We start from the raw sequence: 24638 nt of genomic DNA, 5'->3' as shown, positions 1-24638 counted from the left end.
CCGTTCCCTAATTTATAGCGGTTAAATCTCAGTTTGCGACAGAACCGGGAGATTTATGTCTTGACCCAGCGGGAGCGTCCATATATGTCTTGGTTCTTGTTCTTTGTAAATGATTAACGTTACCAAATTCTGGTATAAAAGGCTGTGTAGAGTTCAGTCTATAAGGGGTGAAATATTACATTGATGTGACAAGTGTAGTTTATTTTTACATATGATTTAACGTAATTAGTAAGGTCGTGGCTAAAGTTATTCCGGTAGGGTTCTTTTCGCTATATGCAGACACTTTACTAAGAAGGTGTAACATTAAATTAATGTAGGAAATAAAATGAAAAGAGTATTGTCAGTTTTGGTATTAGCCACCGCACTTGGTGGCTGCAATAGTGATGACGTAAAAGAAGTTTTCAAAGAAATCGGAATTGGAGGTGGCCTCACTACAAATGCTTCAGTTTGTTTTAATGAAGGTTTGTATAAAAATGGAACGGAATATATTTTAACCAGGCGAGTTGGTGAGGGTTCCAACGTAAAAACAAACTTTGAAGTGATGCGGGATATATATAGAGGGGGTGACGCAATTCTGATTCGTAGTAAGAAAGAAACCTCCGCCGATGTAACAAACACTTATATAGGAATTGATATTAATGAAAAATCACATTTTGTTTTAGGGCGTATTACTCCAAGAAATAGAACAGATTATAAGCCGGCATTATTATCTGCATTTGATCTCAACAAAGGGGAATCTTATAGCCAGACAGTAACTAGGTTTGATAGTGATAGTGATAGTGATAGTGATAGTGATAGTGATAGCGTATATGATAGAACGATTACATTTAAAGGGTTTGAGACGGTTACAGTTCCTGCTGGTGAATTTAAAGCATGTAAGTTTGAATCTGACATTTTTGTCACAAAAAATAACGGCTTGAGAGAGAGGATAAGGCTGGAGACATGGTATGCCGTCGAATACGGTGTTCAATTAAAAGAAATTGAGAATGGAGTAATAACAACTCTTATCAACGCCTTTATTAACGGTGTTGAAATGTAAATGCTAAAATACGTTGATGATTTTTCAAAGCGATAAGGGTGTCACTATACGAGTCGAAAATACCGTCAACTGCTTTGGTGCTACCAAGTAAATAATCCATCTTCTTTAGAATGTGGATTATTTATTGATTTATATACAGCCAATGCTTGGTCTGATGAGAGTGAATTGAGCAGTGGTATGTGATTTTGGCATACCCTTTCATGGGCCAGTAAGCGCTTGCAAGAGCTAAAAAACTACTTCCTGCACACTCGTTTGTCGGGCACTGTATAATCGAAATTAAAATAATCATTGAACTTGATGAGTTCGATGGACTCTGTAATCTAGTACCAATTGGTATAAGAGAAACTAGTCGCGCACTGGCCCTAGTACAAAATAAAAACGATGACTGAATTCTAGGGACGGAATATGAGTGTAAGTGAGAGAGTATTATGATAAAAGTCAATGGATTAACGAAAGAGTATCAGATGGGCGAATCGTCAGTTTTTGCCCTCAGAGGGGTCGACTTTACCATTAAACAAAATGAGTTTGTGGCGATCATGGGGCCATCGGGTTCGGGTAAATCCACCTTGATGAACATCATCGGCTGTTTGGACAAGCCTAGCTCGGGGAGCTATCAACTCAATGAACAAGAGGTTGCCAGCCTGGATGATGATGCGCTATCCGCGGTGCGAAATAAGGACATAGGTTTCGTGTTTCAGAGTTTTCACTTGTTGCCTAGAATGAGTGCGCTGCAAAACGTGCTGTTACCTTTACGGTTTGCAACGCCCCCAATAACGATACCAGCTATGCCAATGAGCTCTTGATGCGAGTGGGCTTAGGTTCACGTCAAGATCATAGACCCAATCAGCTATCTGGTGGTCAAAGGCAAAGAGTCGCCATCGCGCGGGCTCTGGTGAACAAACCTGCTATTTTATTGGCCGATGAACCTACGGGAGCACTGGACAGTAAGACATCGGTGGAGATCATGGAGCTATTCACCGAGTTGCATAAGGCGGGTCAAACCATCATCTTAGTAACCCACGAAGAGGAAGTGGCAGCCTATGCCCAGCGGGTGATCCGCATGCGGGATGGTCATATCGTAGAAATAGAGGAGCGTGGTGTCTATGCGGCCTAATTCTCATCTATCTTCATTGCTATCAAAATTTGTTTTGATAGCTGCATTTTTTTTGCCGGTTAATTTGATTGCGGCAGAGGAAGCCAGTCTCAGCACTGCAACTCCTGGTGTATCAGGCTCAGGCGTTGCCAACCTAGGCGAACAGACCTTGTTATTGACCGGGCAGATCTCCTCGGTGCAGTCTCAATCCTTTATGGTGCCGAAGGCCGGTGATGCCTGGCGTTATCAAATTCAGTGGATGTTGCCCGAGGGCTCAGTTGCCGAACCGGGTCAGACTGTGGTGATCTTCGACAAGAGCCAAATTGCCAATCAGATCGAGCAACTTGAGGCGAGTCTGCTGCGGGTCACAGCCGAAGAGCAGAGCCTGAGTATCGATCTTACCGCCAGTGTGTTGCAGGCCAAATTTGATGTTAAACAGAAAAAATCTGAACTCGAGAAGAATCAGCTCGATGCCGATGTGCCAGCGGATTATATCGCTGCTAAAAAATACGCTGAACATCAATTTAACTTGATGCTGGCAGGCAGCGAGTTATCTAAAGTCGAGCAGGCGTTAAAAGAAGTATTGGATAAACAAGCCGCCAGTAAGGCGCAATTAGCCATAGACCGACGCCGTGCACAATTAGAGCTAGCGCAAGCATTAAACGGATTAGAGCAACTCGAACTAAAGGCCAAGATAAAAGGCCCTGTGCTCTATGGTAGCGATCCCTGGAGTAATAAGAAATTTGCCGTCGGTGATACCGTACAGATTGGCCGGCAGATAGCAAGAGTGCCAGCGATGGAAGAGCTAGAGGTTGTCGCTTGGGTCAATGAGGTCGATGTCGATAAATTAGCCGTGGGGACTCAAGTGACACTTAGACTGGATTCCCAGTCGGCGAAGCCATTTACTGGCAGTATTAAAGATATCGGTCGCCAGGCGCAGAAACAGCCAGCCTGGGGTCAGAGTAATTGGTTCAAGGTTGAGGTGAGTTTTGAGGCCGATGAAGACATTAAGATCGTTCCCGGCATGAGTGTTTTAGTCAGTACCGGAGCCGTATCATGAGCAAGACATTTCACATCTCAGACCTATCGCGTCTCTTGCGGCCTTCGAGCTTAGTTCTTTCGCTATCCTTGCTAACGGCCTGTACCGGGGCGCCGGTGACTTCCGTGGAGCTAGGGGTGTTAAGACAGAGTATCGAGGCTACCGGAGAGCTGGTATCCGCCGATACCGTATCTATGAAGCCGCCTTCGATCCGTAGGGTGTGGCAATACCAGGTTAAGCAGCTCGCACCGGAAGGCTCTCTGGTTCAAGAAGGGGACATGGTTGCTCAACTCGATACCTCCGAACTGACTCAACGGCTATCGGTCAAAACGGCCAAGTTGGAAGCGACTTTGCAGGATATCGAAACGTCGAAACTGCGAAATGCAAAAAAGTTGGAGCAGCTGAGGCTAGATCTCGCCGAGGCTAAGATGAGTTTCGACAAAGCGGAGCGTAAATTTAAGCTGTCTGATGAAACTGTCGCGGTTATCGATAAAATTAAGTATGAGAAGGATGCTGTCATCGCCAAGGACAAGGTTCAACTCACCAAGCAAAAAATAGAGCTTGAAAATCAGAGTGCCAAACAAAGAGAAGCCATGTTAGAGGGGGATCGACAAAAGTTTTCCTCCGAAGTCGCAGCGCTTAAAAAGGGAATTGAATCCCTGACGTTAATCGCTCCCCGTGAAGGCATGGTGGTATACGGTAATGATTCTCAAGGCAATAAGATTAAGGAAGGCCAGTCTGTTTTTATGGGGGATGCGGTACTCAGTATTCCGGATCTGAATCATATGCAGGTGAACATGACCATACCTGAGGTCGAAGCGAGTCGGGTCAAGTTAGGTCAGCAACTCAAAATAAGACTGGATGCTAATCCTGATAAAGTCTTTTACGGGAAAATTATTGAACTCGGGGCTGTGTTTCGTCATAAAAATCAGGATGTGCCCCTAGTAGTGTTCGATGCGGTGGCCAGCATAGATGAAGCGGATACCGACTTGATGAGACCCGGTATGACAGCAAAGATTGCCATCGATATCGCCAATGAGAAGCAGGAACTCCTGTTGTCACTGGATGCCGTTCATTACGAGTCCGGTCAAGCTTATGTACTATTACCTGACTTATTTGGCGAGTCTAAGCAAGCAGTTACCATAGGCACCATAGGCAAAGAGCTGGTATCAATAAAGACCGGACTTGATGTGGGTCAGGAGGTATTACTGCCATGATGTTTAGTTTAAGAAATAGCTTACTGGTTTTTAGCTTGGTATGGATTGCGGGCTGTAGTCAACAAGCCAGCGACGGTGTACTCACCATGGATGTGAGCCGAGCCGACTTTAAGGTCGACATTCCGGCCACCGGAGAACTAGAAGCCAGCCAGTCGACCTCTGTGATCGTGCCGACGGGATTACGTGGCCCACAGTCATTAGCCTGGATCTTGGATAACTTCAGCCGAGTCAAAGCGGGGGATGTCGTCGCCAGAATGGATCCCACCCGCGAAAATTATCGCCTCAAGATGGAGCAGTTCGATTTTGACAAGTTGACGTTCGATAGTCAGATGCAGACAGAGAAGGACAAGACGATCAGTCAGACACTCTCAACCGGTACCAGAGTGACTAGCGAAGAAAAAGAATTAGCCGAACGTTTCTTCAGTGAAGATGAGCGCGTTTATACCAAGATAGAGATTATCGATCAGATGCGTAATCAAGACTATCTTGTCGCTAAGATGCATTATTTCGATTGGGGGCTAGATCAACATGGTGATCAGGCCGCTGCCGAGCAGGAGTTGATAAAGCTCAGGCAGAAAGGTCACTCGGCCAAGATAAACCGTTATGAGAGTAACCTCAATCAGATGGAAATCATCGCCCCTCATGATGGCTTATTTGTCTATCAGGCTGGATGGGATGGCTCGTTTCCCGTGGTTGGTGACATGATGTGGTCAGGTTTTTCCATCGGCCTCTTGCCCGATACCTCTGTGATGCAGGCGAAACTGTTTGTGCAGGAATCTGAGGCGGCGGGTCTCGCCATAGGAAAGACGGCGACCGTTTATCTGGATGCTTATCCGGATAAGCCATTTACCGGTAAGGTGACCCAAGTCGATGCTTTGGCTAAACCTAAAGAGAAGGACAGTCCGGTAAACTATTTCCAATTTACCATCAGTCTGGATAAAACCTTAGTGGCGATCATGCAGCCGGGCAGGCAAGTAAAGGCCCAGGTGCATCTGCTTAATCTGCAAGATGTGCTGACTGTACCTAATCAAGCTCTGTTTCAGAAAGACGGCCAATATTGGGTTTACCTTAAGACCAGTGCAGGTTTCATTAAACAGCTAGTGACGCCTGGGCATCGTAGCCTGAATCGAACCGTGATCACCGATGGGCTGAACCAAGGCGATGTGATCGCACTTACCACGCCTCCAAAAAGGAGCCGAGTATGAGCTTAGTCAATGAGAGTAAGATTTATATCGAAGGGATTAAGCAAGCCTTCGATGAGATGCGCCACCACAAGTTGCGCACGGCTCTGACCCTGCTGGGGATGATATTTGGTGTCGGCGCCGTGATAGCCATGTTGAGTGTGGGAGAGGGAGCGGAGCGAGAAGCGCTGAAGATGATCGAGTCCATGGGGGTCCGAAACCTGGTGGTCAATGCCAGAACATCGGATGGCGAAGCGCTTAAATCGATTCGAGAGCACAGCATAGGTTTGAGCCTCAGAGATGTTGAGAGTGCCAAAGATACCTTACCCTTCGTGGAAAACTGGAGCGCCGAGAAGCAGGTCAAAACTTTCAGCTTATTTAGCCTCGAAGGCCGTAGTGATGCCCAAGTTAAAGGGGTGACGCCCAGTTATTTTGACTTGAGCGCCCTGAAAATGAGCGAGGGAGCCGCCTTCGATTCCAAAGATGAGGCCCATTATCGACAAGTTGCCGTATTGGGCCCGGAAGCTGCCAGAAGCCTGTTTCCACAGGGAAAGGCTATCGGCAGTGTGATCAAGATAAATCATCAGTGGTTCACTGTGGTCGGTGTGTTGACCGATGCCCAGAATGGTAAGTCAAAGATTCAGGGCGTCAAACTGGGTGGAGAGCGCAATGAGGTATTTATTCCTCTGGCCACGGCTCTAAAAAAGATGAATTTTAAGAGTCTGGAAGATGAGCTCGATGCCTTTAAGGTGTCACTTGCTGAAGGGGTCGAGCCTTCATTAGCGGCCAAGAGCTTGAGGCATCTGATCAGTCGTCGTCATGGCGGCGAGAAAGATTATGACATAGTGGTACCGGCGGACTTGCTGGCCCAACATCAGAAGACGCAACAGATATTCAATATCGTCATGGCTTGTGTGGCGGGGATCTCTTTGCTGGTGGGCGGCATAGGTATCATGAATATCATGTTGGCCACCATCATGGAGCGTACCGGAGAGATAGGCTTGCTCAGGGCATTAGGGGCTAGGCGTAAGGATATCGCCCGCCAGTTTCTTATCGAGAGTATCGTCATCTCGGCAACGGGCGGCGTCATAGGCATAGGTGTGGGCTTGTTGTTGGCGTTCGTGATCTCTTCCGCCGCAGGTTGGCCGGTGGCCTGGTCTCCCTTCGCCATCGTGTTAGCGCTGGGAGTGTGTATGACTATCGGTGTGGGTTTTGGCCTTTACCCAGCCAAGAAGGCGGCTAAATTGGATCCGATTGTCGCCCTGCAAAGAGATTAGCCTCAGCTGTTATGAGGCGATAAATCATAAGTGATGAGTCAATATACGGCCTGATATCGATATTCGATGCAGGCCGTTCTTATGTCTTACTTAACCAAATGCTTACATAGTATCAATACCCGATACACATAGGTGAATACGCTTTAAGCAGGTTTTTTAGCAGTGATTGAAAAAGCTTCAACAAGAGCGGTTAAGCCGTGCTTTATAAGGAAAAGGCTAGGTTTTCATGTATGCTGACGCTCCATTTTTCTGTCTGCGCTGCCAAGCTGCAGACCAAGAGCACCAGCTCGCCGACATAGAAGTCAGATATGTTTTACAACCAAGATATAGCCCTGCGTTTCCCGAAAGGTAAGTTTGCCATGTGGAGCGTCTACAGCTTCACTGGCGCTTCCATCTTAGCCTCCATCGTATTCTCCTTATTGCTGTTTCTGTCCATCGATGACGATCCAGTTATGCAGTTATTGTTTGGCGGCCTGGCGGTGATTTTTGAACTGGGTAAATTTTTTGCCTGGTATGAGGTGGGTGAGCGACATGCGAGACGTAACTATCCGGGCATGTTATCTGCGTTGGTTTTCTACATGGTGCTGGCCGCCATCTCTATCGGTGGCTCAGTGGGCGGTATTAACAGTGCCACCAATAAGGCACAGGAACATGTGAATGTGCAGCAGAGCAAGGTGAACGCTTACAACATGCAGATCCAGTCTATCGATGAACAGATCCAGCTCAATAACGTTGCCGCCGAGAAATACATTCAGATGGAGCGTATAGCCACAGGGGTGACCCGCATTCAGAAAGAGAATAATAAGCTGAGACAGGAGCAACAAGCCCTGGCGATGGAGCGAGATAACTTGCCTGTAGTCAGTCAGGGTTCTGTCATAGGCTTGATCGACAGTTTAGCCAGCTTCTTGAACATTCAGGCTAGCACGGCTCAACTCGGCCTGGTGGTCTTTCTCTCGGTACTGTTAGATTTCTTCGCCGCCTTCTTCGTCGGCCTCATCGGCGAGGAGAATCGTTTTCGCCATCAGTTCCACAACATGAAGCCACTGACCATAGAGGGATTTAGCCCGGCAGAGAGTAAATCACCCGAGTTACTGTCACATTTTGACGATGCTGACATTGTGAATGAAGCCGAGAAAACGCCCTATGAACAGGTGCTGCAGGCATTAAGTCTGAATCGGGTGAATTGCAGTAAACGGGCGGTGAGCAAGTACTTAAATTTCTCCAATGACGAGGTGGATGAGATTTTCAAGAGGCTGTTTGATGAGGGCATAGTCAGCAAGAAAGCCAATAACCATTTTCAGTGGCATGGAGTCGCCAAGGCTGAGATTGAGGCTGAACTCGCCTAGCAATGATATGTTCAATGAAAAACGGCAGGGCGCTAATGCGCACTGCCGTTTTTTTATCTATTGTTAAACTACTCGTTTATGGTGTCAGCTAGGCTGAGGCCTTTTACTCGTTGAGCTTCTTCATTTACACAGGCTCTTTACTCCGCTGAGGCTCTCTCGCCAACAGGGGCCTGGCCGCGCCGGCGAAGAAGATAAACAGCAAGACGAATAAGGGCAGCAGATACCAGTAGTTATCCTCTTCTTGCTCACTAGGTTTTTGCACCTGCTCCAGTTTCTGCCCGCTGACTTCTTGTTTAGCCTTGGACGGATTAGTCTGTGCTGGCGGCACCGCCATGGCTGGTGCCAGTGGCGCTAGGCCAAAGCCTGCGCCTTGTGTCTCGACAAATTCGGTAAACTTATCGTTGTCGGTGACGACATCGAAGCGATTAGCGAGACTGATATAGGTTTCCAGCATCTTCTTCAGCGTCGCCTCATCGGCCTTCCAGTAGTCCTTGCGATTGGCTTCCAGCATGCGCTCCAACATTTGCGCCAGAGCGTGGGCATTATTTTCCTCGAAGAAGGCCTGCATATCCAGCTGGTACTTGTCTTCGACGTAGACCTCGAATATCGACTGCCAATGATCGTCCCGCACCAGCTCAGGGGTCATCACCTCCCAACCCCAGAGGCTGTTGATACGATCCAGTATGGTGGTAGCGCCAGCATAACCTGACTCCTGCATGGCTTGGATCCAGCGAGGATGCAGGTAACGGCCGCGCATCTCGTTGTTGAGGAAGCTGGCCATGGTCTGGGTCTTGATTCTATCCTTACGGCGTAAGTTACTCACGTACATTTCAGGTGTTTTGCCGTCGAGTTTACGGATAGCCTGACCCATGCCGCCGAAATACTGGAAAGGGTCGTCATTGGTCAACAGGGCATAGAGGTTGGTCGAGCGGGAGAATATTACCGCGTCGGTACCGGATAACACCTTGCCATAGAGATCCACGTCCTCTATTTTTTCGCTCCAGCGGCTCTCATCCTTGCCGTAGGCATAGCCCATACGTTTAAGGTAACGCTCGCTCATGGCATCATCGGTTTCCCAGCTGCCTGAATCCAAGGTCTGATCCGCTAGTCCCGTGCCGTAGTTGCCCGAATCGTTAGAGAAGATTCGGATACTGGAGAGATAATCCGCTTCCTCGTGCGTCTTGCCCTGATCCTCAAGCTGTTGTTTCAGTGCTTGTGAGTGACGATAGGCGAAGTTATTGTCCTCCTTCATCTTGGCTATGGTGTCGATGGCGTCGGCCATCCATAACATGACATTGGGAAAAGCGTCACGATAGAGGCCTGTCGCCGATACCACCACATCGATCCGCGGGCGCTTGAGCTCACTCATGGGAATGACCTCTATACCTATGACATCATCTTGCTCATCCCATTTGGGCCTGATGCCGAGGGCATGGAGGATCTGCGTCTCTAATGCGCCATGATGACGCATGGTTTCAAGGGACCAGAGAGAGAAGGCCAGTTTCTGCGGGTATTTACCATGCTTTTCTCGGTAATCAGCCACTGTCTGCTCTAATAAGAACACGCCAGCCTCATAGGCTTCTTTCGATGGTAATTTAGCCGGATTGAAACCGATAAGATTGCGTCCGGTAGGCACAGATTCCGGGCTACGTATAGGATCGCCGCCATATGACACGGGAATATACTTGGCCGACATAGCGGCCAGCAGGTTTTCTGTTTCGGCAATCTTGGCAAAATTATCCCAATATTGTTGCGCCGTGGTGAGCCAGACGTTCAACTCATCGCTTAAGCCTTCGAGTTGTTGTCCCTGAATGTATGCCTGTAGCAGTTGAAAACCAGCTAAGGCTTCTAGATGAGTCACGTTTAGCCTGTCTTTTTGCTCATCAGCGGGCAGCGTCAGGCCGTGGTCTTTTTCGTAGGCTTTGGCCGCCTTGGTGAAATCATCGCCCAACATCTGCAGCATGGTGCTATACAAGTGCTGCTCTTTTGGTAGTAAGCCGAAGGTATGCACCCCAAGCGGCTGAGCCTGCTCGGCCATCTCAGTGAGCTGATCTTGGAGTCGGGTCAGGTTCTGGTCGAAGTCACGGTCAAATTCTTCCCTGTCCATGGCCATATCCTTTAACAGATTGAGCGCTTCGACTTTCTTGGTGATTCTGGCCTTGGTATTCTCTCTCGTTTGTCCTTCATCTAACAGACGATAATTCGATAGCAGATCGTTGAGTTTAGCGATATCGGCATACAGGCCAGCCTTGGCAAAACCAGGTGTCAGGTGGCTGATGGTGGTTGCCCGACCACGGCGTTTTGCCTGCATGGCCTCACCGACATTATCTATGATGTAAGGGTAAAATACTGGCACATTACCCACGGCCAGGTTGGGGGAGTCATCCACTGACAGGCCACGTTCCTTACCCAATAGCCACTCCTGTGAGCCATGAGTCCCTAAGTGGATGATGGCATCGGCATTGAATATCTGCTTGGCGTAGAGATAGATAGCCAGATATCCGTGGTTTATCGGCGTCTTCATGTCGTGATACAGGGAAGAGTGTTCACTTATGTCGTTGCTGCGCCCACCCTGTGGCAGTACGATTAGATTACCTAGGTTCATTCGCGGAATGATGAAGGCCAGTTCACCATTTTTAGTGGTAAGCATGGGGCTGTCTTTGGCCAGTCCCCAGCGGTCGTTGATGCCTTTTTGTACCGATTCAGATAAGTCTGCGAACCAAGCTTCATAATCGGCAAGGGGCAATAGGTCGGCCAGGTCTTCATCCAGTAAACCACTGGCGTCTTCGTTGCGATAGTAGGGACGCAGTAGCTTGCCTGCCGCCTCGATGATCTCCTTGGCAGGTTTTGGGTTGACGTTATAACCGTCTTGTCTCATCGCCTCGGCTATTACCTCGAGTGATGCGGGAACGTCAAGAAATGCGGCACCTATGTTCTTCTCTCCGGGAGGATAGTTCCAGATAAACGCGGCCACTCGCTTGTCTTTATTGGCCGTGATGGCGAGTTTGGCATGCTTGACGGCGCGCTGGATAAGCGCGTCCATCTGCGCCGGCATCACTTGTTTATTGCCCTTGTTATTGGCGGTTATGATGACAGGATCGATACTGCCGGTGTCTTCGGGCATAACCAGAAAAAATGGGGTTAAACCCGGTGATATACCCGATTGAGCCTGTGAAAACTGCTCGCTGTCACCGTCAACATAGTTGAGTGCATGTATCACCGGGATGCCTAACTTCTCAAATTCATCGCGGCGTTTCTTAACATAATGCAGTGAGCGATAGTTGATCATCAAGTTAGCGCGTACTTTCCCATTGTTATCTGTCAACAAGTCCGTGTATTTTAGCTTGGTCTCCTTATCGTCGTAGAAGAAGGCGAAGGCCCGTTGGCCTTCAGCTTCTATGCCGTTGATCATGGCATCGATGACCTCTTGCTGTTCATAATCGATAGCAGAGCGGTGAATGCCTATGGCGATAACGGCTTGTTGCTCTGTGGGGGCAAGCCAGGTGAAGAATGCCTGCTCCTCATCGGTTAACAAGTCAGGATATTGGGGATGATACAGGCCCGTCACAGGGGTGATGGCAGGTTTATCAGCCTTTATCTTGCTGATATTTAACACATCGCTGGCGATATAAATCATCAGGTTTTTGTAGTTTCTGCCACCGGCATGACGAAAGTAATCTGCTAGTCGCTGACTCTGTTCATCGGCAAGGTTCTGATTGAATGTCTCACCCTCGAGATCGCCCAGAGAGACAATTTTCAACTTGGGAAATTGTTTGGGTATGGCTTCGAACTTCTCGAACATATACTCAGACAACGCTGGATTGATGCCATCTAGCATCACCAGATCGGCGCTGCGCCATTGCTCGGCTATCTCTTCATCTGACTTGCCCTTGGTGACGAGTTGAATGAGTTCGAATGGCTGTTCTTTTGCCAGTTTGGTTAACAGTGCCTTCTTGGGCGCCGAATTATAATTCGACATCACCATGAGCACTCGTTTGGCACCGGTTTGGGTGTCTGCTGATGTGTCTGCCTGGGCAAGGCCGGGAAAACACATGAATATCAGGATTAATACGCGTAGAAACATGAAGTTATCGCTCGCTTTATAGCTTGTTATTTGTGACAGTTTGCTTATCTGAGGTGGAACTGGTGCCGTCTTCGGGGACATAGATCATCGAGCCGTCGGCCATCTTATAGGCGATGCCGGCACGGGCACCTTGACCGCTGCCAATATTGCCCGATGATTTGTACTGTTTGATCTCCTTACCTTCCTTGACGATGATCTCCATGTTGGGTTTGCCGGCGTTCTTCACCACAGTGACATTTTCTGCGGAAAATGTGTTCAACGGGTTCTGTGCGATGGCAATCAGCAAGGCGGCGATCAGCACCAGAAAAACATCGATCAGGTTGACGCTGGACAGGATAGGGTTGAGCTCTTCGTCTTCATCTAAGAAACGCACTTTCACGCTCCCCTTAGCTTGCGGATATTAATCAGCTCGGCGGCGAACCAACGTTTCTTTACCGATGCAGGCCAGAAGGTGAGGGTGGCGATGACCAGACCCCAGATCACCGAGGCGAAGGCGATGATAAGACTTTCGCTGATCCCTTGAATATTACCATCGGCAAGGGCCTTGAGTGCCGGTCCCATGGGAATCATGGTGGCGATGAGTCCCAGCATGGGTGCGACTCGAGTGACGACACGTAAATTTTCAAGCTTCTTAAGGGCGAAGATTTCTAGTTCATCTTCACAGGCATTTGGATTATTAACGAAATAGTTATGTATGGGATAACCCGAATACCATTTTCGCTCTTTAATCTGAATCGTCTGCCTATATCCCTGAGCATTCTTACGTCTGACATAGAACAAGCCTGCGAATCGTCCTATGGCATAGATGGCATAGATCAATAATAAGACGATACAAATAAGTACCGGTGTCATCAAATATTCAGACAGGTTAGCGAGTAGCCCTTCGAGTAAGGCGATGTTCATGATTTGTGGTTCCTGTAAAAAATCAGGAATAATATAGACATACAATATCAATGCAAACGCTTATCGATCTCATTCGCGTTAACGTGATCAACATCATATTAACGCATGTTTCTTTGTAATCTAAATGGTAATCATTATTATCTGGGTGTATGGTGCTGGCCTTTCGCAATTACAGCATGATGTTTATGAAATTATTACCCATTTCAATTACCGTTATTACCAGCATATACAGTGGCTTAGCATATACAAAGGTCGAACCTACAACAAATAGTGAACACAAAAAAGACAAGATGGAGGTGATCAAGGTTGTAGGCACCCGTCTGGAGAAACCTCTAACCGAAATATCGGGTAGTGCCGTGGTGATCACAGCAGCAGATATTGAAAATTTGGTGGCCACCGAACTGTCTGATCTGTTTAGAAATGAACCCGGCGTCTCAGTGACTGGCTCTGCGGGCACACCTCAGAACATCACCATTCGAGGGATAACAGGTAATCGCATCCTGATGATAAAAGACGGTGTGCGCATGGCCGATGGTTATGGTGCCAGTGACATTAATGACAGTGTCGGACGATTTAACTTCGATCTCGATGATGTTAAATCTATCGAGGTGGCCAAGGGACCCGCATCCTCATTCTTCGGCTCGGGAGCCTTAGGGGGGTGGTGAAAGTCGAGACTAAGGAAGCGGCCGATTACCTCTACCATAAAGATTATTATCTGGCATTAAAAGCCTTATACAGCGGCGTTAACGAGCAGAAAAAGTTATCTGTCACCGCAGCTACTAAAGCATTCGATATTCCAGTTATGTTACGTGCGAGTCAATGGCAGGGCCATGAGCAACAGAACTATGCCGGTACGCGATCCCCTGCCGATATCGATGGCACCAGTATCTCCTTCAATACTAATCTTGTCAGCAATCAGCACTGGCTATTGAGCGTCAATAGTGACTGGCAAAGTCAGACAAAATCGACACACGGGGCGCCGGGCTCCGTGCCTCAGCCTGATGGTGCTTGGGATGTGGAAAAGCGCAACAGAGATGAAGAGCAAAGCTCAATGGTGCAACAGATCAAGATGCAATACTCACCAGAGTCCTTCATCTTATTCGATAACCTATCGGGCCAAATTTTCTCTGGTGAGACTGAAAACGAAAATAAAGTTAACGATCTACTCACACGTACATTTCTTAACGTACAAGAGCGATACCGTAGATACGAGAGTAATGAAACGTTTAAAGAAAGCACCTATGGCTTCAGCGTCGATATGGACCTCTGGACTGAGTTAAATGGCATGGAACATAATTTCCTCTATGGCATAGAAGGGCAGAGCCTCAATCATTCTCGCACCAAGGAGCGTAATAAGATTGAGAACGGTAAACAAACCTACTGGTCAAATCAGCCTTTTGCCGATGCCAGCACAGATTCATTCAGTGTGTATATCTCAGATGATATTAGCCTGAGTGATAACTGGGGACTGCTACTCAGCAGCCGCTATGACAGAAATAGCCTGACACCAGAACAAACTGAAATATCAAACATTAAACTGGAAGACAATACTTCAGATAATGTCTCTTCCAGTATCTCGCTAAGCTATGATCCTGGTGAAGATATAAGTGGCTATCTTGCCTATTCACAGGGCTACCGCGCCGCCCCTTACGACAAGGTCTATGGCAGCATTCCTCACCTGTTTGCCTTCCCGCCGTTTGAGATCATCCCGAATTCTGATTTGCATGAAGAAACCAGCGAGAGTATCGAGCTGGGCATGCGCTGGCAGTGGCAAGATCTGGATATAGCGGCGAGTTATTACTATAGCCAATTCGATGGTTTCATCGATTGGATCGAGGTTGGACTCCGCATGAGTGATGGCGTATTCGAACGTCAATTTGTCAACATCGACAGTGCCAGTTCTTGGGGCGGCGAATTCAACCTAGATTATAACTTGACTGAAAATCTGGACGTCCAGTTTCAAATGGGCTGGGTTGATGGCAAAAACAATGACACCGATGAGAAGTTACGCACCTTGACCCCACTGGAGGGCTCAGTTTCCCTCAACTATCAATACGACAATTTACGTCTTTCGGGTTTGGTCAATGGAGCGACCGAGATGACCAATGTCACCACCTGTGTCGATTCTCGTACCGGCCCGCAGGATTGCCCGGCACCTGCTGGCTGGGTGATTGTCGATCTTGCGGCTCAATATGAAGTCTACGCTCACTTCAAGGTTAATCTGTCGATTAAAAATCTACTCGATAAAGAGTATGTGCGCTATCAGGATGTCGCTGGCACGTCAGGCTACCAGCCCACTCAGCCAGGCCGCACTTTTAGCGCCTCGGTCTCTTATAAATTTTAGGTGAAGTATGAAACATCATTTTAAATTAGCGGCTGTAGCCCTGCTCGTTAGCGGTGTCTGCGGTGCCAGTGAGTTACATTTTCTGGATCCCTTGAGTCCCACACAGATAGAAAATGCCGAGCAGGCCAATGATTATTTGGGCGATGAGTTTTCAAGGGAGCATCTTCTTGCCTATGAGCGCCGCGGTGTATTTGGTCATTACTACAGTTTCTATCCTCTGATAGATGGGCTACCGGTATTTTCCGTGGTGGATGCTTTAGCGGTGAACCGGGCTGGCATGCCGTTTCGCTACTATCAGGCGTCTGTTACTTCCTTGCTATCACTCACTTGGCCTGAGTCTGAAGTTGAACCCGAGTCTAGTGTCATTGCCCAGGCTATCGGCATCCAAGCGGATAATTTCGACATCCAAGGCTTGGCCAAAGGTTGGTGGTTGACTGAGGCATCGGGCATTGATCCCGTGTGGCAGGTGAAGGTCAAACAGTATAAACCTGAGGCGACATTCTCTTTCTATGTCGACTTAGATCATAAACAATTTTTGGGCAAGGAGCGCACGGTTGAAGCTTATCTGCCTGACTTTACTCCCGGTGATTTGCTCACTGGCAAGAGTCTCAAGGCGCTGGTATTCAGTCCCGACCCTAAGACTAAGCTGATGGATGAGAGTCTGGAGCAACAAGCTTTGACCGAGACCTTGCCAGACGCCGCCTATAGCCGAGTCGAACTGCAAGATCTTCAGGCTGTCGAGGCTGGCTTCATGCTGAGCGGTCCCTATGTCAAGGTGGTGGACCTGGCCGAACCTGTTAATCCATCTCCCTTGCTGACAGGCGACATTGAGTGGCGCCGTGATGATGATGAGTTTGTCCAGGTCATGGCTTATTATCATCTGGATAAGGCTCAACGTCATCTGCAGAGCCTTGGTTATGAAGGCACTAGCCAGATATTTTATTCGCCCATCGAGGTGGATGCTCGTGGTGGCACTAACGATCAGTCGGCATTTTCCTTCCTCGAGAATAGGATCTTGCTCGGTGTCGGCGGGGTACCCGACGGTGAAGATGCCGATGTGATCTGGCATGAGTTCGGCCATGGTTTGTTGCATTTCATCAATAATAGCGATAAGGGCGGTGACAGTGGCGCCATAGGCGAAGGCTTCTCCGATTTCTACGCCGGAGTGCACAGCTTCCGGGATCCTCAAGGCCAAATTTTTGAGCCTAATGTCATGTTTAACTGGGATGCTCGGTTCGGTAATCGTAAACCCAGAACTTTAGATGATCAATCGGCTAAATATAATCCTAATTATAACTATCCGGCTCACCAGTGGGTCAAAGATACCTTAGGCGATCAGCTCTGGTCGACCCCTCTGTTTCAGGGGATGCGCCGGGCGTTCGAAAGCCATGGCGATGAGGCTATCGATGATTTTGAACGCATCGTTATCGAAGCCATGTATGGCATGGGCGCCGGGGTTCGTATGGCTCAGCTCGCTCTATCGACACTTGACATGGCTGCGCGTATGCATCCTGCGAAAGATTATGCCGCCATTTTGCAACAGCAATTTGATAAGCATGGTTTGATCTTAGATCCCATCGAGTTAGTTATCTCCAGTGTGGTGAAGCAGCAGACAGGCTCAGTACCGCTAAATCTTTCCCTACAAAATCTTGCGGTGGCAAAACTTGAAGATATTAGCTTCAGTTTCTCTGACTTACCCGAGGGTGTAGAGGTGAGTGGTGATATGGCGCCAATGACTGAATTACTCGCTGGTGATACCAGGGCGATAGATGGACAGTTTACCTTAGCGCTTGGCAACAACTTAACTTGCGGTCAGAAGATCACATTGCCCGTCGATGTGCATTATACCAGTGATATCGCTGCGATAAACCACTCCCGCCTCGCACTTGGTGTGACCATCGGCGAGGGAGCTCATCAAACGGCCACAGGCACAGGCGGAGACTTGCTCGATGCCACAGCCAATGATGTCGGTTTGACCAAGGAGATGGGGGTAAACAACTTCTATCTTGACTTTAGTCAGCCAGGTTTAAAGGTTAATCAAGACCTTACACTGTCTCTTCACATCGAGCATGCTCAACTTGACCAGCTCAGCATCAAGCTTATCAGCCCTTCGGGTCTGCAGGTCGATATCTGGGACCGGGGTTATTACCCGCATACGAATTTCGATTACACCTTGCCAAATAGTGTGGCCGATATCGACTGGTTCGCAGTCATAGATGAAAGCCTGACGGGCGAGTGGCAGCTGCAGATCATAGATCACGACGCAGGTAACAAGGGCAAGCTGCTTTCGTGGGGCTTGAGCCAGGTGAGCGAATACACCTGCAGTCAGCCAGATGTTAATCCACAACCAGATAAGAAACCCGATGAAAAAACTAAAGATTCAGGTGGCAGCCTAGGCTGGACACTTTGGATGCTTTGTTTCGCTTTTATTACACGACAATATGGAAAAATGGAGAAGTAGGACCATGAAAATAAATCTAAGCCCGCTCTATCTCGCACTAGTTTGTGCCGGATTAACCGCCTGTGGCTCGAGCGATGACTCGACCACTACACCTACTATCGAACCAGCTAAGGTTTATAGCGTAAGCTTTGCTGCCGATGCCAGTATTGATGGTCAGATCTGCGCCGATGGTAATCAGAATTTCGTCTGTGATGTGGGTGAAACCCAAGCCGACATGACGGCCGGCGTAGCGACGCTGAGCAGCGAAGATGTTGCTGTACTCAATAATTACTACATATTGCAGAGCCAAGATGCCGGCAGTGATAAGCCCATGATGCGCTACCTTGCATCAGCGGCCATCGCCGATAAGAGTGAGGTGACACTCAATCCGGTTTCCAGCATGGTGTCAGGTCTTATGCTTAACGGCATGACACAAGAGAAGGCATTAGCTTCGATAGCTTCAAGCCTAAACAAGCAGTTTACGCTTGAGTTGCCCACTGATGCGAGCCTGTTACAGCATCATGATGCTTTGACTGATTTTAACCCTAAATTTGACATCATGTGGCAAGCGATAGGCGCTAAGGCGGCTCAATCGCCGGCTTTACTGGCCGCAATGAGCCAGCATTTGGCCTCTTGGGCTGGCATGACTGACGAGGACATGCTCGTTTTTGCTGAAGATATTATCGGTTACGCCAGTCAGCTAAATTCGGTTTATCCCATGACAGACACAGGGATCACCTTGTTTGCCGATGGCACTTCATTCGCTTCAGATAGCCGAGATGAGCAGTTTGCCGGACAGGATGCCGACTATGGCCTGGATAAAACCAACAATGATAACAGTGACGGCGCTGCCGGTTTCAGTTATCAGAAACTCGATGCTAAGGGCGAGGCGTTGGCCGCCGATGCTCAGCTGTGGAGTTGTGTTAAAGATCTAAATACAGGGCTTATTTGGGAGAATAAAACTGCCGATGGCACAGGTGTTCAAGATAAAGACCGTCTCTTGGTCTATATCAAGGATGAGCGGGTTATCACCCAAGGTGAGATTGATGAGGCGAGTTGTGATGATGCCAGCGGTATCTGCACCACATCTCAATACCAGACTCATCTAAATGAGCTGGAAGATAAACAAGGTTTGTGCGGCGTTAAAGATTGGCAACTACCCAGCTTCGATCAGCTATACAGCCTGGTCAACTTCGCGTCTACCGATTCAGGTAGCGATGATGTGCAGATGGCAGTCGATATCAAGTTTTTCCCTAATTCGGCGGATAATGATTACTGGAGCAGTACGCCTTCGGTAGAAAATTATGCCTCGATGGATCAGTCCGCCTATATGTGGACCTTAGGTTTTAACCGCTGGTATATGGGAGCTACAACGTCTTACTCATACTGTGTTAGCCAAGATGATTGTGATTATCCATCAGCCTTGCCAGTCCGTCTTGTCGGTGTTAAATAAGAGAATTAGGGAACTATAATGAAAAAATTACTATTAGCGGCGGCGATAACCCTGAGCTTTTCAGCGACGGCAGTAGAGCAAGCCTGTGAAATGAGTTTCGACGCGACCACACCGACCGCAAGATTTATCGATAACAATGACGGTACGGTGACAGATCAAGCCACTAAACTGATTTGGATGCGTTGCTCAGTAGGCCAAACCTGGAACAATGAGACTAAATATTGTGACGGCATGCCTGTGACTGTCTTCTGGCAAGGAGCGCTGCAAGCGGCCGACAACGCCAGAACTAATGAGGCAAATAAGCTATATCACTTCGCTGGCCAGGATAACTGGCGTGTGCCTAACATCAAAGAGCTGGTTTCTATACGTGAGCAGCGCTGCGTGCATCCTGCGATGAACAGTGTGATCTTCCCTAATGTTGATGCGATTGCTCAGGCTGAGGGCGGTTATTCCTACCTTTGGTCATCCACTCCGGTCATTGCCGATGAAGGGATCATGAATTTGGATGTGACCGCCGGCGCAGTGGTGGCCAGTGCCTCTGTCGTGGATTATGCCCGCGGTGTGCTCTTGGTTACCGACTCGGAGTAAGGAGTTAACCAGGGAGCTAGATTAATGAAAATGATAATTGAGTTGTCAGTAAGATATCCAATAATTATTTTCATGGCATGATGTGAGTGAGTCTCATACTTTTATCCTAAACAAGAGAAGGCTCCCCTTGACAGCTTAAGGTCAAGGGGAGCCTTACTTGGTCTGTATTTAAAGCTTTTCGAGGTGTAATTTTAACTATTTACGTATGATGTCATACAGTGCCGGATAAAACTTCATCCCTTCGATACGCTTCTGTGTTAACTCTTTTCTCATTTTCGATGTTGCTGCCTTGAAGGTTTCGATGTTTTCCCATTCGGCAATATTGATTAAATGAAACCTTGCATTGGGCTGTATAGATTGGTGTAGCTCGGTGGAGACATAGCCGGGTTGTTGTTGCAGAAAGTCTCTTGCAGCTTCCCAGTACACGATTGCTTCGGCTTCTTGTCCCTTTGGTACTTCAAAAGGGTTGATGAGTATGACATTTTGCGCCATGGCTGTGGTGGGGAGTATGAGCATCAGGATACTGATTAGTAAGTGTTTCATGATATTTCCTTATTTTATTGATTGGACTAGATTAATTGAGCTGTGTGGGTAGGTTTGGGTGTTTACCACCAAGAACGATATTTTCTATGGCAGTTACTACATGTAGAGTTTGCTTTTTTTAATGCAAGCTTTGCTGCATGAGTATCTTTTTGTAAAACCGCATTGTTGAGTGCGCGAAAGTGGCTATCCATTAGTGCTAATTCATTTTTAAATTTAGCGGGGGTGTTCCAAATTTTTTGCTTTGCCCTGCTGTTTTCATGGCTCCCTTGTGGAAATAAGTTGCTTAATGAGGAGGATGCTGCAAGCAGGGTGTCGGTATTAGCTTGCAGTACCGGCCAGGGAATATCGTCACTCTTAAGATTTATTTTTATTTGCTCATTGAGATCCTCTATTTGAGTAAATGATGTTTTACGCTCTTCTATTTCATGCTCAAATTTTCCCACTTCAGCAATAGCATTTGGCGAAAGCGTTGCACAGATAATGATGATGCTAAGACTGTATTTCATGTTAATGGCTCCTCTATATGTTGAAACTGCTGTATTGAATCCAGACAAGTATTTTCATGCCTGTGGTATGGACAACAATTTACACGACAATCATTGCGTGCGCAACTGTTGTCGTGTAAATTATTGTCATTGATTTGTATTAAGGAATGTGAAATGAAAGTTTGGGATCTACCTACACGTCTATATCACTGGCTTCAAGTTGCCCTGATTATTGGATTGTTTGTAACAGGTTATCAAGGTGTTGGAGTTCATATTTCCTTAGGGTTAGGTTTAGTTACTCTACTAATTTGGCGAGTTTCCTGGGGAGTGATAGGCAGTGACACCAGTCGGTTTTCTTATTTTGTCCAGTCTCCCAAGACCGTATTAAGATATTTTAGCGAGCAGAATCAAGAAAAACCTGGCCATAATCCGGCCGGTGGATGGATGGTAATACTCATGCTGGCTATTTTATTATTCCAGTGCTTAACCGGTTTAGTGATTGCGGGTTTGGTAGAAAAAATACCGTTTTCTGATATTTGGCTGACCGATAGAGTCGTCGAGAGTCTAATCGGATTTCATACATCCTTAGCGGTATTGTTACTTGTGGTAATAGGCCTACATTTGATGGCTATTCTCGTTTACAAATTACGCTCGAAGCCACTGCTTTGGGCTATGGTGATTGGCGTACAAATCCGAGCGGAGCAGGTCGTATTAAGCTTTGAATCAAATAAACGCGCATGTGTAGTGTTAATTGCTTCGGTATTAGTTACCATTGCAATAGTTGCACTGTCATAATATGTTCGTGAGAAAATAATGAGTATAAAGTTTGAGCGTAAAGCCAGCTTTGGATGGTTAACAAATGTTATTGCCAATAAGGCTGCAAGAAAGTTTGAAGAGCAGCTAAAAAAGCAGGGATTAACTCTGGCCCTTTGGCCAGTTTTAATGTGTTTGTTCGAGGAGGAGGGGATAACACAGAGTGAGATCGCCAGAAAATCTATGATAGAAAATTCAACCACTACCAGAACACTGGATAAACTGGTGAAATTGTCTCTGGTTGAACGCAGAAACGATCCAAATAGTCGTCGAAGTTTTCGGATTTATTTAACTGAGAAAGGCCGAGCGTTAGAGAGCCAGTTATTACCTATCCCTATCGCGGTGAATAAAGAGTTATTAGCGCCACTAAAGGCGAGTGAACAGAAAGAACTGATACGCCTATTACAGAAGTTGGTCAACTAGCCATCTCTGCACATATCGGGCTAAGATAAATATAAGGGTTATTGTTGAGTGAATGACTCATCAATAACCCTTTTTATTTTAATCGCTCATCAGGATTCAGATAAATCAGCCTCTATGATGTTGTCGGCGTAGCTTTGATAGGCGCCTTGAAAGTCCCTGGCCATGGCATCGGGGAAGAGATGAAAGTCTCCAGCTTTTAGGGAGGTCACTATTCCTTCGGCCACCACACTGGTGGGCTCGGCTATTTCTGTCATGCCACCTTGCGCCGCCATATCGGTATTGATAGGGCCGGGGTGGACACTCAATACTGTAATTCCTTTCGGTGCCAGATTCTCTTTTAAGCCTTGGGTAATCGAGTATGCAGCCGCTTTCGAGGCTGAATAGGTGGTGAGCGCGCCAAAGTTTTTAATGGAAGCTACCGAGTTGAGTTGCACCAAAGCACCTGGTCCATTCTTCTCGAGTACCGGGGTAAATGCCTGAGCTATGCGCAGCAGGCCGAAAGCGTTTATGTTGAGTTCTTCGGTTAATGATGCTTCTGCATGTTCATCTAGCGGTCCGGCAATTTTCAACACACCAGCGTTATTCACAACCACTTGTATATCTGTAGCCAGTTTCGCAGCAGCCACGATAGATTCAGGTTTAGACACATCGATCAGCAGAGGTGAAACCTTAACCCCATACTGTTTCACTAGCTCGTTAGTCGAATCGAGATCGCGCACCGCCAGATAGACTTTCTTCGCGCCGTGAGCCAGAAATGACTCAACGATAGATTTGCCTATGCCACGGTTCGCACCAGTAACCAGTGCCACTTTATTCGCTATATCAAAACTCATCTTTATCTTCCTTTTCATGGTTTTTAAATTGGGTTTCATTGTGTACCGATCGGTACGGTTGAAATTATACTTACCGATCGGTACAATATTGTCAAGAACCAAGGTGATTTTTATTTATATAAGTGAGCAGAGGCAGATATGGCTTCCGGTAGAAAACGTAACTTCGATATCGATGCTGCCTTAGAGCAGGCGACCTTAGTATTTTGGCAGAAAGGCTTCGTAGGGGCGTCCATGACAGATCTGACTCTAAGCATGGGGATTAACAAGCCTAGTCTGTACTCGGCGTTCGGCAATAAGGAGGAGCTGTTTGTTACTGCGACAGAGCATTATCTAGCTAAATATGCCACGCCCCATATTGAAAAGTTGCAACAGCAAGATCTCAGTATCAAGCAGCGTCTGTTAAATTACCTCTTGTCTGTGGTAGAGATGCATTGTGATATCTCCCTGCCAAAGGGTTGTTTTGTTTCTCTGTGCGCCGCGGAATCTGCCAGTCACGATATGCCCCAGAGTGCCATGGATGCCATATTAAAGATCCAAGGCTCTCATCAAGTTTTCCTGATCGAATTTTTCAATAAAGAAAAATCTCAAGGCAATCTGGATCTGGGCTTCGATGTTGAGGCCAACGTCAATTACATCATGACCTTTATTCATGGCTCAGCCGTACTAGCCCGCTCGGGAAAAACACTGGATGACCTCACTCAGGCCGTCCATGTCGCCGTGAAGGTGTGGTGATTTGACTGTGATACATGCAGGTATATAAGGCCAAGCTTGTTAGTTTATATTCAGGCTGCTTTAGCGACGAACAATTATTCAAGGAGAGAGTATGAAAATCATAGGAATGATAGGCGGCATGAGCTGGGAGTCTACGGCCAGTTATTATCAGGCATTAAACCAGGGCATAAAGCGTGAACTCGGTGGATTACATTCGGCAAAAATCGCCCTCTATAGCGTCGATTTTGCCGAGATTGAACGCCTGCAACATAAAGGCGAGTGGGATAAAACCGCCGAGATACTGGCCGAAGCTGCGCGCTCTGTTGAAGCCGCGGGGGCAGATTTTTTCATGATCTGTACCAACACCATGCACAAGGTGGCTGAAAAAGTGGAGCAAGCTGTTGAGATCCCCTTGCTGCATATCGCCGATGCTACTGCCCATAAGCTTATTGCGGATGGGATCAAAACAGTTGGGCTATTGGGCACAAAATTTACCATGGAGCAGAACTTTTATAAGGGACGTCTGACCGATAAGTATGGTATCGAGGTATTAACGCCAGAGCCTCAAGATAGAGAGATTGTTCATCGGGTTATCTATGAGGAGCTATGCCTTGGCAAGGTGAATCCACAATCTCGCCTGTCCTACCTGAAGATCATCGAGAGTCTTTATGTTCAAGGAGCACAGGCGGTGATTTTAGGTTGTACCGAGATTGCATTATTAGTTGGCCAAGAAGATACTCAAGTTCCCTTGTATGATACGACGGCTATACACTCAGAAGCTGCGGTTAAAAAAGCACTCTGTTCAGCATCAGCATCCAAGTGAATC

21 protein-coding genes and 1 pseudogene are annotated in these 24638 nt (G+C 47.4%); 16 read left to right on the top strand and 6 right to left on the bottom strand.

The genetic code is table 11. From position 1 onward, the window contains the following. Positions 1 to 325 precede the first annotated feature (325 nt). From FM037_RS17415 to FM037_RS17385, 7 genes and pseudogenes are all read left to right on the top strand, one after another. Positions 326 to 1039, top strand: coding sequence for a hypothetical protein (locus FM037_RS17415; protein ID WP_144047020.1), 714 nt, complete (start codon positions 326 to 328; stop codon positions 1037 to 1039). A 428-nt stretch (positions 1040 to 1467) separates the two neighbouring features. Beyond that, a pseudogene (locus FM037_RS17410) lies at positions 1468 to 2153 on the top strand (ABC transporter ATP-binding protein). Continuing rightward, complete coding sequence (locus tag FM037_RS17405; protein ID WP_144047019.1) at positions 2143 to 3192, top strand: HlyD family secretion protein; 1050 nt, start codon at positions 2143 to 2145, stop codon at positions 3190 to 3192. Before FM037_RS17410 ends, FM037_RS17405 begins: the two are co-directional and overlap by 11 nt. Continuing rightward, entirely contained in the window at positions 3189 to 4388 is a 1200-nt protein-coding gene (locus FM037_RS17400) for an efflux RND transporter periplasmic adaptor subunit (protein WP_194165814.1), read from the top strand. Before FM037_RS17405 ends, FM037_RS17400 begins: the two co-directional genes overlap by 4 nt. Beyond that, positions 4388 to 5593: an efflux RND transporter periplasmic adaptor subunit gene (locus FM037_RS17395; protein WP_407695664.1), complete on the top strand. Its 1206-nt coding sequence runs from the start codon at positions 4388 to 4390 to the stop codon at positions 5591 to 5593. Before FM037_RS17400 ends, FM037_RS17395 begins: the two co-directional genes overlap by 1 nt. Next, positions 5590 to 6846: an ABC transporter permease gene (locus FM037_RS17390; protein ID WP_144047017.1), complete on the top strand. Its 1257-nt coding sequence runs from the start codon at positions 5590 to 5592 to the stop codon at positions 6844 to 6846. The genes FM037_RS17395 and FM037_RS17390 overlap by 4 nt, the downstream gene beginning before the upstream one ends. A gap of 308 nt (positions 6847 to 7154) precedes the next feature. Then, positions 7155 to 8192 (top strand): Preprotein translocase subunit SecY, encoded by a 1038-nt coding sequence (locus FM037_RS17385; protein ID WP_144047016.1) that lies wholly within the window; start codon positions 7155 to 7157, stop codon positions 8190 to 8192. Between the two features lie 124 nt (positions 8193 to 8316). Here FM037_RS17385 and cobN read toward each other — a convergent pair whose 3' ends face one another. From cobN to FM037_RS17370, 3 genes are read right to left on the bottom strand one after another with little or no spacing between them, the layout of a single operon-like run. Beyond that, positions 8317 to 12276, bottom strand: coding sequence for a cobaltochelatase subunit CobN (cobN, locus tag FM037_RS17380; protein ID WP_229380931.1), 3960 nt, complete (start codon positions 12274 to 12276; stop codon positions 8317 to 8319). Positions 12277 to 12292: 16 nt separating this feature from the next. Further along, positions 12293 to 12649, bottom strand: a complete 357-nt coding sequence (locus FM037_RS17375) for a DUF2149 domain-containing protein (RefSeq protein ID WP_185976847.1) — start codon at positions 12647 to 12649, stop codon at positions 12293 to 12295. Positions 12650 to 12651: 2 nt separating this feature from the next. Beyond that, on the bottom strand, positions 12652 to 13179 hold the full coding sequence (locus FM037_RS17370) for a MotA/TolQ/ExbB proton channel family protein (RefSeq protein ID WP_144047014.1): 528 nt from the start codon (positions 13177 to 13179) through the stop codon (positions 12652 to 12654). A 185-nt stretch (positions 13180 to 13364) separates the two neighbouring features. Here FM037_RS17370 and FM037_RS17365 point away from each other — a divergent pair, with 185 nt between their 5' ends. From FM037_RS17365 to FM037_RS17345, 5 genes are read left to right on the top strand one after another with little or no spacing between them, the layout of a single operon-like run. Continuing rightward, positions 13365 to 13844: a TonB-dependent receptor gene (locus FM037_RS17365; protein WP_185976846.1), complete on the top strand. Its 480-nt coding sequence runs from the start codon at positions 13365 to 13367 to the stop codon at positions 13842 to 13844. Continuing rightward, positions 13841 to 15523, top strand: coding sequence for a TonB-dependent receptor domain-containing protein (locus tag FM037_RS17360; RefSeq protein ID WP_144047012.1), 1683 nt, complete (start codon positions 13841 to 13843; stop codon positions 15521 to 15523). Before FM037_RS17365 ends, FM037_RS17360 begins: the two co-directional genes overlap by 4 nt. Positions 15524 to 15530: 7 nt before the next feature. Then, positions 15531 to 17984 carry a proprotein convertase P-domain-containing protein gene (locus tag FM037_RS17355; RefSeq protein WP_144047011.1) on the top strand — a complete coding sequence of 818 codons (2454 nt, stop codon included), beginning with the start codon at positions 15531 to 15533 and terminating at the stop codon, positions 17982 to 17984. Between the two features lie 4 nt (positions 17985 to 17988). Then, entirely contained in the window at positions 17989 to 19416 is a 1428-nt protein-coding gene (locus tag FM037_RS17350) for an Lcl C-terminal domain-containing protein (RefSeq protein WP_185976845.1), read from the top strand. 18 nt (positions 19417 to 19434) lie between these two features. Continuing rightward, a complete protein-coding gene (locus FM037_RS17345; protein ID WP_144047009.1) occupies positions 19435 to 20004 on the top strand; it encodes an Lcl C-terminal domain-containing protein in 570 nt (189 codons plus the stop codon). A gap of 195 nt (positions 20005 to 20199) precedes the next feature. Here FM037_RS17345 and FM037_RS17340 read toward each other — a convergent pair whose 3' ends face one another. Together FM037_RS17340 and FM037_RS17335 are read right to left on the bottom strand one after the other, a co-directional pair. Further along, the gene (locus FM037_RS17340) at positions 20200 to 20547 is read right to left on the bottom strand and encodes an antibiotic biosynthesis monooxygenase family protein (RefSeq protein WP_144047008.1); all 348 of its coding nucleotides are present in this window, start codon (positions 20545 to 20547) and stop codon (positions 20200 to 20202) included. 62 nt (positions 20548 to 20609) lie between these two features. Continuing rightward, positions 20610 to 21053, bottom strand: coding sequence for a c-type cytochrome (locus tag FM037_RS17335; protein ID WP_144047007.1), 444 nt, complete (start codon positions 21051 to 21053; stop codon positions 20610 to 20612). Between the two features lie 153 nt (positions 21054 to 21206). On the opposite strand from FM037_RS17335, the gene FM037_RS17330 reads away from it, so the two are divergent. Together FM037_RS17330 and FM037_RS17325 are read left to right on the top strand one after the other, a co-directional pair. Then, positions 21207 to 21827, top strand: coding sequence for a cytochrome b/b6 domain-containing protein (locus tag FM037_RS17330; RefSeq protein WP_144047006.1), 621 nt, complete (start codon positions 21207 to 21209; stop codon positions 21825 to 21827). Positions 21828 to 21845: 18 nt separating this feature from the next. Then, the gene (locus FM037_RS17325; RefSeq protein ID WP_144047005.1) at positions 21846 to 22268 is read left to right on the top strand and encodes a MarR family winged helix-turn-helix transcriptional regulator; all 423 of its coding nucleotides are present in this window, start codon (positions 21846 to 21848) and stop codon (positions 22266 to 22268) included. 89 nt (positions 22269 to 22357) lie between these two features. On the opposite strand, the gene FM037_RS17320 is transcribed toward FM037_RS17325, so the two are convergent. Then, complete coding sequence (locus tag FM037_RS17320) at positions 22358 to 23101, bottom strand: SDR family oxidoreductase (protein ID WP_152829069.1); 744 nt, start codon at positions 23099 to 23101, stop codon at positions 22358 to 22360. Between the two features lie 138 nt (positions 23102 to 23239). Between FM037_RS17320 and FM037_RS17315 the strand changes: the two genes are divergently transcribed. Next, on the top strand, positions 23240 to 23833 hold the full coding sequence (locus FM037_RS17315; protein WP_144047004.1) for a TetR/AcrR family transcriptional regulator: 594 nt from the start codon (positions 23240 to 23242) through the stop codon (positions 23831 to 23833). A gap of 91 nt (positions 23834 to 23924) precedes the next feature. Further along, the gene (locus FM037_RS17310) at positions 23925 to 24635 is read left to right on the top strand and encodes an aspartate/glutamate racemase family protein (RefSeq protein ID WP_144047003.1); all 711 of its coding nucleotides are present in this window, start codon (positions 23925 to 23927) and stop codon (positions 24633 to 24635) included. Positions 24636 to 24638 lie beyond the last annotated feature (3 nt).

The sequence above is a fragment of the Shewanella psychropiezotolerans genome (assembly GCF_007197555.1).
GTDB classification, from domain to species: Bacteria; Pseudomonadota; Gammaproteobacteria; order Enterobacterales; family Shewanellaceae; genus Shewanella; species Shewanella psychropiezotolerans.
The sequence above is the reverse complement of the archived record's forward strand: the minus strand, read 5'-3'. Positions and strand labels throughout refer to the sequence as shown.

Excerpts from the sequence above, each read along its gene's own strand:
- FM037_RS17315 (WP_144047004.1), top strand. The coding sequence starts at position 23,240 with ATGGCTTCCGGTAGAAAACGTAACTTCGATATCGATGCTGCCTTAGAG.
- FM037_RS17325 (WP_144047005.1), top strand. The coding sequence starts at position 21,846 with ATGAGTATAAAGTTTGAGCGTAAAGCCAGCTTTGGATGGTTAACAAAT.
- FM037_RS17390 (WP_144047017.1), top strand. The coding sequence starts at position 5,590 with ATGAGCTTAGTCAATGAGAGTAAGATTTATATCGAAGGGATTAAGCAA.
- FM037_RS17415 (WP_144047020.1), top strand. The coding sequence starts at position 326 with ATGAAAAGAGTATTGTCAGTTTTGGTATTAGCCACCGCACTTGGTGGC.
- FM037_RS17400 (WP_194165814.1), top strand. The coding sequence starts at position 3,189 with ATGAGCAAGACATTTCACATCTCAGACCTATCGCGTCTCTTGCGGCCT.
- FM037_RS17355 (WP_144047011.1), top strand. The coding sequence starts at position 15,531 with ATGAAACATCATTTTAAATTAGCGGCTGTAGCCCTGCTCGTTAGCGGT.
- FM037_RS17405 (WP_144047019.1), top strand. The coding sequence starts at position 2,143 with ATGCGGCCTAATTCTCATCTATCTTCATTGCTATCAAAATTTGTTTTG.
- FM037_RS17335 (WP_144047007.1), bottom strand. The coding sequence starts at position 21,053 with ATGAAATACAGTCTTAGCATCATCATTATCTGTGCAACGCTTTCGCCA.
- FM037_RS17370 (WP_144047014.1), bottom strand. The coding sequence starts at position 13,179 with ATGAACATCGCCTTACTCGAAGGGCTACTCGCTAACCTGTCTGAATAT.
- FM037_RS17320 (WP_152829069.1), bottom strand. The coding sequence starts at position 23,101 with ATGAGTTTTGATATAGCGAATAAAGTGGCACTGGTTACTGGTGCGAAC.
- FM037_RS17310 (WP_144047003.1), top strand. The coding sequence starts at position 23,925 with ATGAAAATCATAGGAATGATAGGCGGCATGAGCTGGGAGTCTACGGCC.
- FM037_RS17330 (WP_144047006.1), top strand. The coding sequence starts at position 21,207 with ATGAAAGTTTGGGATCTACCTACACGTCTATATCACTGGCTTCAAGTT.
- FM037_RS17350 (WP_185976845.1), top strand. The coding sequence starts at position 17,989 with ATGAAAATAAATCTAAGCCCGCTCTATCTCGCACTAGTTTGTGCCGGA.
- FM037_RS17395 (WP_407695664.1), top strand. The coding sequence starts at position 4,388 with ATGTTTAGTTTAAGAAATAGCTTACTGGTTTTTAGCTTGGTATGGATT.
- FM037_RS17345 (WP_144047009.1), top strand. The coding sequence starts at position 19,435 with ATGAAAAAATTACTATTAGCGGCGGCGATAACCCTGAGCTTTTCAGCG.
- FM037_RS17340 (WP_144047008.1), bottom strand. The coding sequence starts at position 20,547 with ATGAAACACTTACTAATCAGTATCCTGATGCTCATACTCCCCACCACA.
- cobN (WP_229380931.1), bottom strand. The coding sequence starts at position 12,276 with ATGTTTCTACGCGTATTAATCCTGATATTCATGTGTTTTCCCGGCCTT.
- FM037_RS17365 (WP_185976846.1), top strand. The coding sequence starts at position 13,365 with ATGAAATTATTACCCATTTCAATTACCGTTATTACCAGCATATACAGT.
- FM037_RS17385 (WP_144047016.1), top strand. The coding sequence starts at position 7,155 with ATGTTTTACAACCAAGATATAGCCCTGCGTTTCCCGAAAGGTAAGTTT.